Consider the following 11,539-nt stretch of genomic DNA (forward strand, 5'->3'; position numbering starts at 1 on the left):
TGGCGGCGCAGGTCAGCCGATCAGGGCGACGCCGTCGTGGTCCACGGCCAGCCGCACCCGGTCGCCGGGGGACGGTGGCGCGGCGACCGGGGCGACCGCCTCGAACTCCTCGTCCCCCAGCCGCACCAGCAGCCGGACGTGGTCACGTCGGTGCACCCGTTCGAGCACCTCCGCCTCGACCGCCCCGCCCGGGTCGACCCGCAGCGCCGTCGCCCGCAGCCCGACCCGCCCGTCCACCCCGACCAGCGCCCGGGCCGCGTCGGCGGCCAGCACCTTGCCGCACCCGAGGAACCGCGCCGTCTCCACGTCGACCGGCCGCCGCCACACCTCGGTCGGCACGCCGACCTGCACGACGCGACCCGCCCGCATCACCGCGACCCGGTCGGCCAGCGTGAACGCCTCGTCGTGGTCGTGCGTCACCACCAGCGCCGTCGCGCCCGCCTCGCGCAGCAGCCGCGCCAGATCGACCGCCAGCTGCTCCCGCAGCGCCCGGTCCAGCGCGGACAGCGGTTCGTCCAGCAGCAGCAACCTCGGCCGCGGCGCGAGGGCGCGGGCCAGCGCCACCCGCTGCTGCTCGCCACCGGACAGCTCGGTGACCCGCCGCCCGCCGTACCCGGCCAGGCCGACGAGCTCCAGCAGCGACGCCACCCGCTTCTCCCGCGCCTCCCGCTCCACCCGCCGCATCCGCAGCCCGAACGCCACGTTGCCCGCCACGTCCCGGTGCGGGAACAGCTGGCCGTCCTGGAACACCAGCCCGAAACCACGCCGGTGCACGGGCGTCCCGGCCAGGTCCACGCCGTCCCACGTCACGGTCCCGGCGCCGGGCGGCTCCAACCCGGCCACCGCGCGCAGCAGCGTCGACTTGCCGCAGCCGGACGGCCCGAGCAGCGCCACCACCTCGCCGTCGGCGATCGACAGGTCCACCCCGGACACCGCCGCCACGTCGCCGTACCGCACGCTCAACCCGTCCACCCGCAACGACATCAGAACTCCCCGCCGCTCGGCACGCGCAGCCGCTCGATCACCAGCACGGCCGCCGTGGTCACCACCATCAGCACCGCGCACGCCGCGTAGGCCATCTGGCTGTTCAGCTCACCGGGCCGCGACATCAGCCGGGCGATCACCACCGGCAACGTCGGCGCGTCCGGCCGGGCCAGGAAGCTCGTCGCGCCGAACTCCCCCAGCGCCACCACGAACCCGAACCCGGCCGCCGCCAGCAGCGACCGCGCCGCCAGCGGGAAGTCCACCTCGCGCCACACCCGCCACGGGCTCGCGCCCAGCGTCGCCGCCGCCTGCCGCAGCCGCTCGTCCACCGCCCGCAGCACCGGCAGCACGATCCGCACGATCAGCGGCGTCACCACCAGCGCCTGCGCCAGCGGCACCAGCAGCGGTGACGTGCGGAAGTCGCCGGGCAGCGCGTCCATGGTGACCAGGTAGCCGAAGCCGAGGGTCACCGCGGACACGCCCAGCGGCAGCATCAGCGCCGTGTCCAGGGTCTCGGCGAACCACGACCCGTGCCGCCGCAGGCCCACCAGCACGACCGCCGACACCACCCCGACCAGCAGCGCCACCAGCGTCGCGTCGGTCGCGACCCGCACCGAGCGCACCGCCGCGTCCAGCCCGGACACCGCCAGCGTGCCGCGCTCACCGGTGCCGGCCAGCGCCGCGTACCCGGCGAAGCTCCAGCCGTCCCGGGTGGCCAGCGACCTCACCACCAGCCCCACCACCGGCGTGAGCAGCGCCGACACCACGAGCCAGGCCGCCACGACCACGGCCCACTCACCGCCCGCGGGCCGCCTGGGAGGTTCCACCCGCAGCGGCAGCGACTTCTCCCGCCTGCGCCGCGCCAGCCCGCCGACCACCAGCACCGCGATCACCGCCGCGAACTGCACCAGCGACAGCGCCGCCGCGCCGGACAGGTCGAACAGCTCGACCGTGCGCAGGTAGATCTCGGTCTCCAGGGTGCGGTGCCGCGCGCCGCCGAGCACCAGCACCACGCCGAAGCTGGTGGCGCAGAACAGGAACACCACCGACGCGGCCGACCCGATCGCCGGCGCCAGCGACGGCAGCACCACGGACGTGAACGCGCGCAGCCGTGACGCGCCCAGCGCCCGTGCCGCGTCCTCCGCCCGCCGGTCGACCCGCGCCCACAGGCCGCCGACCGTGCGGGCGACCACGGCGACGTTGAAGAACGCGTTGGCCAGCACGATCGGCAGCACGCCGCCGGAAGGCCACAGCGCCCGGAACGCCAGCCCCACCACCACGGTCGGCAGCACGAACGGCACCATCACCGCCGCCCGCACCACCCCCGCGCCGCGGACCCGGCAGCGGGCCAGCAGGAACGCCACCGGCAGGCCGGTGACCAGCGCCAGCGCCGTCGCCGCCGCGGCCTGGCCGAGGGTGAACCCGATCAGGTCCCAGGTGTCGGCGCGGGCCAGGACCGGCAGCACGCCGCCCTCGCCGAGGCCGAGCCCGACGATCGCCGCCACCGGCCAGGCGAAGAACACGCCCAGGAACGCCAGGGGCAGCAGCGCGGCCAGCGACCAGGCGAGCCTCGGACCCGGTCCCGACCTCAGCCCTGGACCAGCGTGCGCCACTGCCGCACCCACTGCTCGCGGTTCGCGTCGACCTCGGCGGCGGGCAGCGACCGCGCGGTGGCGGGCAGCGGCGCGGCCTTCGCCCACGCCTCGGGCAGCGCGACGCCCTCGCGGGACGGGTAGACGTACATCTGGCCCGGCACGTCAGCCTGCACTTTCTCGCCGAGCAGGAAGTCGAGGACCTTGCGCGCGTCCTCGGGGTTCTTCGCGCCCTTCAGCACGCCCGCGTACTCGACCTGGCGGTAGCAGGTGTCCAGCAGCGCCTTGGTGCGCGGCGCGCCGTCGTCGCCGATCTCCGCCGACGGCGAGGACGCGTAGGACACCACGATCGGCCGCGGCCCCTTGCCGCTGGAGCCGGAGAAGTCCTGGGTGTACGCCTCCTCCCAGCCGCTGACGACCTTCACGCCGTTGGCCTTGAGCTGACCCCAGTAGTTCGTCCAGTTGTCGCCGAACTGGTCGATCGTGCCGAGCAGGAACGCCAGGCCGGGCGAGGAGGTGGCCGGGTCCTCGACCACCAGCATGTCCCGGTACTTGGGGTCGGCCAGGTCGGCGTACTGCTCGGGCTCGCCGATGTCCTTGAAGGCGGCGACGTCGATGTTCAGGCACACGTCGCCGACGTCCACCGCGTGCAGCCGGTTCGGCGGGTCGAGCTGGTAGCGCTGCGCGCCCTTCTGCGCCTCGGGGCTCGCGTACTCCTCGAACACGTCCTCCGCCAACGCGCGCGAGGCGAACGTGGAGTCCACGCCGAAGGCGACGTCGCCGATCGGGGCGTCCTTGGTGAGCACCAGCTTGTTGGTGACCTCGCCGGCGTCACCACTGGCCAGCGGCTTGATCGTGATGCCGGTCCCGGTCTTGAACTCCTCCAGCAGCTCGGGCGTGAGGGCGAACGAGTCGTGCGTCACCAGCGTGACGACCCGCTCCCCCGGCGCCGGCGCGTCCGAGGTGGTCACCGAACAGGCGGTGAGCAGCGCGAACGCGGTCACTGCGGGCAGCACTCGTCGGAACATCATCTCTCCCTACACCGGCATGACCCGGATCAGGTGTGGACGGTCGAAGGCTCGCGCGCCTTCCTCTCAGCCCGGCGCAACACCGGACTCCCGTGGTGAACGCGCAGCCTACCCCGCGCGGTGGCACGATCGGTCCCATGGCCGAACTGCTGACCGACGACCAGGTGACCGCCGCGCTGGGGTCGCTGCCCTCGTGGCGCGCGCAGGACGCCGCGCTGGTGCGCACGGTGGAGCTGGACAGCTTCGCGCGGGCGTTGCAGGTGGTGAACCGGGTAGCGGAGATCGCCGAGAACGACGACCACCACCCGGACATCGACATCCGCTGGCGCACGCTGACGTTCCGCTGCAGCACGCACTCGACCGGCGGGATCACCGCGCTGGACGTGTCCCTAGCGGAGGAGATCGACGGAGTGCTCGACGTCCTCGGTTGACCGCTGCCGCAGGACCACGGCGATCGTGACGAGGGTGAGCACGCCCACCGCCGGGTAGACCCAGCCCAGCGCCGCGTAGTACCAGGGGCGCGGGATGACCCAGATCGACGGCTGCGCGTTGAGCAGGAACGAGATCAGGTAGCTGCCGATCGCCAGGAGCCACGCCACCGCCGTGACGGCCGCCAGCCGGTGCTTGGCCGCGTACAGCAGCCACATCAGGGCGGGCGCCGCCCAGACCCAGTGGTGGCTCCAGGAGATCGGCGAGACCAGCAGGCCGAGGAACTGCACGGCCACGATCATCGCCAGCACGTCCTGGGCCTTGACGGCCGCGTGCAGCGCGAACCCGGCGAGCACCGCCGCGACCACCACGGCGGCCACGAAGACCGGCCCGGTGCCGATGTCGTGGCCGACCGTGCGGGACAGGGCGCCGCGCAGCGACTGGTTGATCGCCGAGCCGACCGGCCCGACCCGCGAGGCGTCGCCGAGCAGGTGGAACCAGTACTCGTTCGACAGCCTCGGCGAGACCGCGTACGCCGCCGCGACCGTGCCGAAGAACGCCACGACCGACCACACCGCCGCCTTGTACTGGCGGTTGACCAGGAAGTAGAGGCCGGAGATGGCGGGCGTGAGCTTCAACCCGGCCGCGATCCCGACGCCCGCGCCCTGCTTCCAGCGGCGGGCGCTGACCATCGCGCCGAGCAGGAGGGCCGCCAGCACCAGGTTGATCTGGCCGTAGTTCAGCGTCGTGCGGACCGGCTCGACCCAGATGAACAGGCCGGTCCACAGCATCGCGCGGCGCGGGTCGGCGCGGCCGGCGAGCTGGAGCGACTTGCGGGTGATGAACCACAGGCAGGCGAGGCTGACCAGCTGCCAGGACCACCGGGCCACGCCCCACGGCACCCAGGAGAGCGGCACGAAGACGATGGCGGAGAACGGCGGGTAGGTGAACGGGAGGGCGAACTGGTCGGAGAACTCCTCCAGCCGCCACTCGTAGAGCAGGCCGGTGAACAGCTCGGGCGAGGCGTTCCGGTAGACCATCAGGTCGACCATGGTCATCTTCGTCTGGAAGGCCACCATGGCCAGGTGCCCGAGCAGGGAGGCGCCCAGGATCCACGGCGCGAAGGCGAGCACCCGCCCCTCAAGTGCGCGCAACGTCACTGCTCTACCTCCACGAAGGTGTGAATTACACGACTGCCGGGCCACGAAACCGGGTACCCGAGCGTCAAGACGAGTGGGAGATCAACGCAAGGGGTAAACCGCATGACCACCGACATCGTCGTGTTCACCGTCTCCGCACTGGGGATGCTCGCCACCGCGGGGGGCGTCTTCGCCCTCGCCCGCCACAGTCGCAAGCAGGTGCGCTGACGCACGTGCACAGTACCTCGGGGCGGTGCGTCGAACGCACCGCCCCGACTGCTGCCCGGGGTCGGTCGGGGACCGGCGGTCCCGGCTCAGGCGCAGCTCAGGTCACCGAACCGCACTACGGTGAGGACATGGCCGACTTGCCCGACTGGATGCGTCCGCCGCGCTCTAGGGCCAAGCGCCTCACGGTGCCGAGGTCGACCGCGAGATGACGATCCGGCTCGACGCCCGCAACCGCCCGGAAGCGGATGTCCTCGTGTCGTCGGCTCCCTACGACCCGGATCGGACGTGGTTCGAGCCGGGCGACGTGCTGCTGGTGGTCGAGGTCGTCTCACCCGAGTCCGCCTTCCGGGACCGCACGGTGAAGCTGCCCAAGTACGCCGCGGCAGGCATCCGGCACCACTGGCTGGTCGAGGACGAGGCCACCGGCCCGGTCGTGCACGTCTACGAACTGGACGAGCCGACCAGGGCCTACACGTCGACCGGCGTCTTCCGCGACTCCCTCCACGTCCCGGTGCCGTTCGAGATCGACATCGACCTGGCGAAGCTCGTGCCCGACCGCTGACCATCGCGGTCACCCGCTCCTCCGTGCCACCCCACTGTCACAGTGGCAAGAGCGGCCGACGTGAGGAACGCCCCGGTCGTTTCCGACTGGTGCGCGGACGAGCCGAAAGCGCTGCCGGAATAGCGGCCGTGCCCCGGGACCGCCCCCCTGCTCAGACCGGACGGCTCATCGTGCGTGGTCGAACTCCTCGACGCGGCCCAACGATCTCTCGCGCCGATCGGACGTTGAACCGGAACTCCACGTTCAGGGGACCGACCGACGAGTCCAGGAGCCGAGGTGCCGCGCCGCCTCGACGTGGTCCACCGCACCGGTGGCGAGACCGATGACCAAGTCGTAGGCGTCGTCCTCGGGTGCGTCCAAGTCGATTCCGTTGAGGCCGTGGAAGACGAACGCCGCCAGCCACCCCAGCCGCTTGTTGCCGTCGATCAACGGGTGGTTGCGTACGATCGGCTCCAGCAGCACGGCGGCCTTCTCGTCCACCCCGCCGTAGGCGTCCCGCCCCGTCAGCGACGACCGCGACGGTGGGCGGCCGAGGTCGTGGGCCGGCAGGTCTTCCAGGGGCGGGTACTCGAAGTTCACTGCGAGAGCCGGTCGAGCAACCCCGCGTACCGCTCGCGGCCCTCACCGGAGAGTGCCCGGACACGGTCCTGGCGGACCCGGCGCGCGGCGGCGTCCGCGCGTTCCTGCTCCTCGGTCGGCCTTGACGTCATCGCCACACCACCGATCTTTCGCCGGACGCCGTCGAGGGGTGGCGCGCTGACTCCTGCGCGGGAGGTGTCGGGCCGCGACTACACGTTGAAGCGGAACTCCACCACGTCGCCGTCGGCCATGACGTAGTCCTTGCCCTCCATGCGCACCTTGCCCGCGGCCTTGGCGGAGGCCATCGAGCCGGCTTCCACGAGGTCCGCGAACGAGACCACCTCGGCCTTGATGAAGCCGCGCTCGAAGTCCGTGTGGATGACGCCGGCCGCCTGCGGCGCGGTGGCGCCCTTGGGGATGGTCCACGCCCGCGATTCCTTCGGGCCGGCCGTCAGGTAGGTCTGCAGGCCCAGGGTGTGGAAACCGGCTCGCGCCAGCGCGTGCAGGCCCGGCTCGTGCTGGCCGATCGACTCCAGCAGCTCGCGGGCGGACTCCTCGTCCAGCTCCAGCAGCTCCGCCTCGACCTTGGCGTCCAGGAACACCGCGTCCGCGGGCGCCACCAGCTCGCGCAGCTCCTTGAGCTTCGCCTCGTCGGTGAGCACGCCCTCGTCGGCGTTGAACACGTACAGGAACGGCTTGGCGGTGAGCAGGCTCAGCTCGCGCAGCAGCGAACCGTCCACTTCGGACTGCGCGGCGAACAGCGTGCGACCGCCGTCGAGGATGTCGCGGGCCTGCTTCGCCGCCTCCAGCGCCGGGCGGCGGTCCTTCTGCGTGCGGGCTTCCTTCTCCAGCCTCGGCACGGCCTTCTCCAGCGTCTGGAGGTCGGCCAGGATCAGCTCGGTGTTGATCGTCTCGATGTCGGCGACCGGGTCGACGCGGCCGTCGACGTGGATCACGTCGGAGTCGTCGAACACCCGGATGACCTGGCAGATCGCGTTCGCCTCGCGGATGTTGGCGAGGAACTTGTTGCCCAGGCCGGCGCCCTCCGACGCGCCCTTCACGATGCCCGCGATGTCGACGAACGACACCACCGCCGGCACCTCGCGCTCCGAGCCGAAGATCTCCGCCAGCTTCCCGAGGCGGGCGTCCGGCAGCGGCACCACGCCGACGTTCGGCTCGATGGTCGCGAACGGGTAGTTCGCCGCCAGCACGTCGTTGCGCGTGAGGGCGTTGAACAGGGTGGACTTGCCGACGTTGGGCAGGCCGACGATGCCGAGGGTCAAACTCACGGGAGGTGAGTCTACGCGCCCCCGCCGCCGTGTCCGATTCCCGCGAGACCGGACCTCTTCGCGCTGGCAGAGTGAGGTGCATGCTCCTCGACGACGAACGCGCCTACCGGGCCGTCGCCGCCCGCGACGCCCGGTTCGACGGGTGCTTCATCCTCGCCGTGCGCACGACCCGCATCTACTGCCGGCCGTCCTGCCCCGCCATCACGCCGAAGCGCCGCAACGCCGAGTTCTACCCGACCGCGGCCGCCGCCCAGTCCGCCGGCTACCGGGCGTGCCGCCGGTGCCTGCCCGACGCCGTGCCCGGCTCGCCGGAGTGGAACCTGCGGGCCGACCTGGCCGCCCGCGCCATGCGCCTGATCTCCGACGGCGTGGTGGAGCGCGAGGGCGTGCCGGGGCTCGCGGCGCGCCTGGGCTACTCGGAACGCCACCTGACCCGCGTGCTGACCGCCGAGCTGGGCGCCGGACCGCTCGCGCTGGCCCGCGCGCACCGCGCCCACTCGGCGAGGCTGCTGATCGAGACGACGGACCTGGCGTTCGCCGACGTCGCGTTCGCGGCCGGTTTCGCCAGCGTCCGGCAGTTCAACGAGACGATCCGGGCGGTGTTCGCCGCCACCCCGTCGGCGATGCGCTCGGCCCGGGCCGCGTCGACCTCGGCGGGCCGCATCACGCTGCGCCTGCCGTACCGGCCGCCGTTCGACGCGGCGGGCCTGCTCGCGCACTTCCGGGCGACCGCGATCCCGGGCGTGGAGCACGTCACGGACCGCTGCTACGCGCGGTCGCTGCGCCTGCCGCACGGCCAGGCGACCGTGCGGCTGGAACCGGCGGCCGGGCACGTGTCGTGCTCGCTGCGGCTGACCGACCTGCGCGACCTGGGCAGCGCGGTGAGCCGGGTGCGGCGGCTGCTCGACCTCGACGCCGACCCGGTGGCCGTGGACGACTTCCTGGCCGCCGACCCGGCGCTGCGCCCGTCGGTGCTCGCCCGGCCCGGCGTGCGGCTGCCGGGCAGCGTCGACGGCGCGGAAACCCTGCTCAGGGCGCTCGGGCACGACGTGCGCGGTGAGGCGTTGGAGCAGCCGGACGGGCCGGTGACGCACCTGTACCCGGCGCCGGCGGCGATCGACTCGCCGGTGGCTCGGGCGTTGGCGGACGGCACGTTGAAGGTCGACGTGGGCCGGGACGCGGACGAGCTGCACGCCGAGCTGACCGCGTTCCCCGGCGTCGGCCCGGAGGTCGCCTCGTACGTGGTGATGCGCGTGCTCGGCGCCCCTGACATCCCTTTGACCAGCGACAACGTCGCGTGGCGCCCCTGGCGCTCCTACGCCGCGATGCACCTCGGGAGGACCGCATGAGCACTGGACACGTGTCCACGACCGAAACCCCGATCGGCCCCTTCACCGCCGTCGTCGCCATGGACGGCGTGGTCCTGGCCAGCGGCTGGACCTCGGACGTGGACGACCTGCTGCCGCAGGTGTCGCCGTCCCTGCGGCCGACGTCGCTGACGCCCCGCCGCGACCTGGGCGCGGTGACCAGGGCGGTGCGGGCCTACCACGCCGGGGAGCTGTCGGCGATCGACGACGTCCCGGTCCGCCAGCGCGCGGGCGAGTTCATGCGGCAGGCGTGGGACGCGCTGCGGACGGTGCCGGCGGGCAAGCCGATCAGCTACGCCGACTTCGCCCTGCTGGCGGGCCGGCCGGCGGCGGTGCGAGCCGCGGCGACGTCGTGCGCGCGCAACGCGGTGACGCTGTTCGTGCCGTGCCACCGGGTGATCCGCACGGGCGGCGCGCCGGGCGACTTCCGCTGGGGGCCGGACGTGAAGCGCTGGCTGCTGGGCCACGAGTCCTGACCGGGCGGCGGGCCGCCCGCGCGGTCACTCGTCGTCGCGGGGGCGGGGGCGGCGGGGACGACCGCCTTCGCGGGGCGGGGCGGGACGGCGGGGGCGGTCCGGGTTGCCGGTGGCGTTGGCCGGGCGGGGGCGCTTGGGGCGGCTCTCGTCACCGTCCGCGGCGGCGGGGCGGCGGCGTTCGGCGGGAGCGTCGGCCCGGTCGGCGCGATCGGCCCGGTCGGCTCGGGGGCGCTTCTTGGGGCGGTCCTCCGACGGCTGCGGCTTCTCGGCGGCGGCCCGGTCAGCGCGGTCAGCCCGTTCGGCGCGGTCGGACCGGTCTGCGCGGTCGGCCTTGTCGGCGCGACGCGACTTCTCCGGCTTGCGCTTGGCCTCGCGGATCTCGTCCTTGGTCAGCCGGTTCGGGTCCTTCTGCCTCATCACCCGCAGGATGCCCAGCACCACCGTGCACGCCGTGGTGATCGCCATCGCCGGGAAGCCGTCGATCAGCGGCTTGCCCAGCTTCAGCCCCGCCGACGCGAGCCCGCCCTCGGGCAGCCCCTGGGTGAACACCACCAGCAGCGGCACCACGATGGCCAGCACGAGCGGCGGCTGGACGACCGGGCCGAACATCGAGCGGCGCTCGACGAACACGACCGCGCCGACGCAGCCGACGAAGAACGTGATCCCGAACACCCAGCCCACGGTCTGAGCGGCCGAGCCTACGTCGACGTAGGTGCCGACGATGGCCACCACGAACGCGATGAGCACAGCCGCCCACCAGGGCAAACCCCTAAAGCTGCCGAACATGGCGCGGTCGTTCCAGCGGACGGCGGAAAGCTCGTCGTCCTCCGGTTCGCTGCGCGAGTCGTCACGCATAGCAGCGGTCACGCACACTCCTCGTTCGGCTCAGTCCCGACACACTCTATTACGCCTCCCGGGCGTCCAAGGGTGCACCGAGACCGGCCTCGTCCGTCCGCCTCACCAGTGGCAGGGGCGTGACGTCGGCCGACGCGTTGCTCAGCGGCTCCACCGCCGCCCGGAAACCCTCCAGCGCGTCCAGCTCGCGCCGCCGCGCCGACAGGAACCGCTGGAGGTGCGTGCTGGACAGGTTGACGGCGTCGATCGCGCCGTCGGCGGCCCGGTGCGCGCGCCCGGCCGCCGCCCTGACCTGCTCGACGTCGTCGGCCAGCGCCCGGTCGGTGACCGCGAACATCGCCGCCGACGCGATCACCGCGAACCCGGTCGGCCCGCACAGGAACACCCGCCGGTCGAGCAGCCAGCGCAGCAGCTCGGGGTCGGTGTCCAGGGCCGCGACCACCGCGCCGTCGTTCGGCACGAACATGATCGTCCCGTAGATGGCGTCGGCCCACCGCTGGTAGCCCTTGCCCGCCAGCTCCGCGGCCCGCGCGCGGATGTTGCGCACGTGCACCCGCAGCGCGTCGACCCGCTCGGACGCGTCGTCGGTCTCCACCGCCTCCGCCCACGTGGCCATGCTCATCTTCGCGTCCACCGGCACCCGCCGCCCGCCGCCGACGTTGAGCACCAGGTCCGGCCGCACGGAACCGCCGCCCGCGACGTCCACCTGGAGGTCGAAGTGGACGCCCTCGCGCAGGCCGAGCGCCCGCGCCGTCTCCACCAGCACCTTCTCGCCCAGCTCACCGCGACCGCTGACCGACGAGAACGCCACTTCGTACCGCTGCAACGCCGCCCACTGGGCGTCACCGCGGGCGCGTTCGGCCTGCACGGCGGCCAGCGCGGCATCCGTGCGCCGCACCCCGTCCTGGTAGAGCCGCCACAGGAACACCAGGGCGCCGGCGAGCAGGAGCGCCACGACCACTGCCGCCGTGCTGAGGACCGCTGTCATCCCCCGATCATCCCAACCCGCGT

12 protein-coding genes, 1 pseudogene and 1 riboswitch are annotated in these 11,539 nt (G+C 73.2%); of the genes and pseudogenes, 4 read left to right on the forward strand and 9 right to left on the reverse strand.

Annotated elements, in window-relative coordinates; genetic code table 11:
* Positions 1-12: 12 nt before the first annotated feature.
* The 3 genes from AB0F89_RS03025 to AB0F89_RS03035 form a co-directional block, all read right to left on the reverse strand.
* Positions 13-984, reverse strand: a complete 972-nt coding sequence (locus AB0F89_RS03025) for an ABC transporter ATP-binding protein (protein ID WP_367132312.1) — start codon at positions 982-984, stop codon at positions 13-15.
* The gene (locus tag AB0F89_RS03030; RefSeq protein ID WP_367138670.1) at positions 984-2,531 is read right to left on the reverse strand and encodes an ABC transporter permease; all 1,548 of its coding nucleotides are present in this window, start codon (positions 2,529-2,531) and stop codon (positions 984-986) included. Before AB0F89_RS03030 ends, AB0F89_RS03025 begins: the two co-directional genes overlap by 1 nt.
* A 41-nt stretch (positions 2,532-2,572) precedes the next feature.
* A complete protein-coding gene (locus AB0F89_RS03035) occupies positions 2,573-3,604 on the reverse strand; it encodes a thiamine ABC transporter substrate binding subunit (RefSeq protein ID WP_367138672.1) in 1,032 nt (343 codons plus the stop codon).
* Positions 3,592-3,708, reverse strand: a riboswitch (TPP riboswitch). (Overlaps the previous gene by 13 nt.)
* A 33-nt stretch (positions 3,709-3,741) precedes the next feature.
* Between AB0F89_RS03035 and AB0F89_RS03040 the strand changes: the two genes are divergently transcribed.
* Positions 3,742-4,035 (forward strand): 4a-hydroxytetrahydrobiopterin dehydratase, encoded by a 294-nt coding sequence (locus tag AB0F89_RS03040; RefSeq protein ID WP_367132314.1) that lies wholly within the window; start codon positions 3,742-3,744, stop codon positions 4,033-4,035.
* Here the strand turns inward: AB0F89_RS03040 and AB0F89_RS03045 are convergent.
* Positions 3,994-5,193 (reverse strand): mannosyltransferase, encoded by a 1,200-nt coding sequence (locus AB0F89_RS03045; protein WP_367132316.1) that lies wholly within the window; start codon positions 5,191-5,193, stop codon positions 3,994-3,996. The genes AB0F89_RS03040 and AB0F89_RS03045 overlap by 42 nt on opposite strands.
* Before the next feature lie 409 nt (positions 5,194-5,602).
* Between AB0F89_RS03045 and AB0F89_RS03050 the strand changes: the two are divergent.
* Positions 5,603-5,962: pseudogene (locus tag AB0F89_RS03050) on the forward strand (Uma2 family endonuclease); the annotation flags it as partial.
* Positions 5,963-6,205: 243 nt separating this feature from the next.
* Here AB0F89_RS03050 and AB0F89_RS03055 read toward each other — a convergent pair.
* The 3 genes from AB0F89_RS03055 to ychF all read right to left on the reverse strand — a co-directional run bounded on the left by AB0F89_RS03055 (position 6,206) and on the right by ychF (position 7,830).
* The gene (locus AB0F89_RS03055) at positions 6,206-6,541 is read right to left on the reverse strand and encodes a type II toxin-antitoxin system death-on-curing family toxin (protein ID WP_367132318.1); all 336 of its coding nucleotides are present in this window, start codon (positions 6,539-6,541) and stop codon (positions 6,206-6,208) included.
* A complete protein-coding gene (locus AB0F89_RS03060) occupies positions 6,538-6,672 on the reverse strand; it encodes a hypothetical protein (RefSeq protein ID WP_367139193.1) in 135 nt (44 codons plus the stop codon). Before AB0F89_RS03060 ends, AB0F89_RS03055 begins: the two co-directional genes overlap by 4 nt.
* Before the next feature lie 78 nt (positions 6,673-6,750).
* Positions 6,751-7,830 (reverse strand): redox-regulated ATPase YchF, encoded by a 1,080-nt coding sequence (ychF, locus tag AB0F89_RS03065; protein ID WP_367132320.1) that lies wholly within the window; start codon positions 7,828-7,830, stop codon positions 6,751-6,753.
* Between the two features lie 80 nt (positions 7,831-7,910).
* Here ychF and AB0F89_RS03070 point away from each other — a divergent pair, with 80 nt between their 5' ends.
* Together AB0F89_RS03070 and AB0F89_RS03075 are read left to right on the forward strand one after the other, a co-directional pair.
* A complete protein-coding gene (locus AB0F89_RS03070) occupies positions 7,911-9,179 on the forward strand; it encodes an AlkA N-terminal domain-containing protein (protein ID WP_367132322.1) in 1,269 nt (422 codons plus the stop codon).
* Positions 9,176-9,673, forward strand: coding sequence for a methylated-DNA--[protein]-cysteine S-methyltransferase (locus AB0F89_RS03075; RefSeq protein WP_367132324.1), 498 nt, complete (start codon positions 9,176-9,178; stop codon positions 9,671-9,673). Before AB0F89_RS03070 ends, AB0F89_RS03075 begins: the two co-directional genes overlap by 4 nt.
* A 24-nt stretch (positions 9,674-9,697) precedes the next feature.
* Here the strand turns inward: AB0F89_RS03075 and AB0F89_RS03080 are convergent, their stop codons facing one another.
* Both AB0F89_RS03080 and AB0F89_RS03085 read right to left on the reverse strand, forming a co-directional pair.
* Positions 9,698-10,540 carry a DUF6542 domain-containing protein gene (locus AB0F89_RS03080; protein WP_367132326.1) on the reverse strand — a complete coding sequence of 281 codons (843 nt, stop codon included), beginning with the start codon at positions 10,538-10,540 and terminating at the stop codon, positions 9,698-9,700.
* Between the two features lie 37 nt (positions 10,541-10,577).
* Positions 10,578-11,516 (reverse strand): DNA recombination protein RmuC, encoded by a 939-nt coding sequence (locus tag AB0F89_RS03085; RefSeq protein WP_367132327.1) that lies wholly within the window; start codon positions 11,514-11,516, stop codon positions 10,578-10,580.
* Positions 11,517-11,539: the final 23 nt, after the last annotated feature.

This window comes from Saccharothrix sp. HUAS TT1 (genome assembly GCF_040744945.1).
In the GTDB taxonomy this organism is placed as follows: Bacteria; Actinomycetota; Actinomycetes; order Mycobacteriales; family Pseudonocardiaceae; genus Actinosynnema.

Coding starts and splice junctions, on each gene's coding strand:
- AB0F89_RS03025 (WP_367132312.1), bottom strand. CDS start 984: ATGTCGTTGCGGGTGGACGGGTTGAGCGTGCGGTACGGCGACGTGGCG.
- AB0F89_RS03035 (WP_367138672.1), bottom strand. CDS start 3,604: ATGTTCCGACGAGTGCTGCCCGCAGTGACCGCGTTCGCGCTGCTCACC.
- AB0F89_RS03040 (WP_367132314.1), top strand. CDS start 3,742: ATGGCCGAACTGCTGACCGACGACCAGGTGACCGCCGCGCTGGGGTCG.
- AB0F89_RS03060 (WP_367139193.1), bottom strand. CDS start 6,672: ATGACGTCAAGGCCGACCGAGGAGCAGGAACGCGCGGACGCCGCCGCG.
- AB0F89_RS03070 (WP_367132322.1), top strand. CDS start 7,911: ATGCTCCTCGACGACGAACGCGCCTACCGGGCCGTCGCCGCCCGCGAC.
- AB0F89_RS03075 (WP_367132324.1), top strand. CDS start 9,176: ATGAGCACTGGACACGTGTCCACGACCGAAACCCCGATCGGCCCCTTC.
- AB0F89_RS03085 (WP_367132327.1), bottom strand. CDS start 11,516: ATGACAGCGGTCCTCAGCACGGCGGCAGTGGTCGTGGCGCTCCTGCTC.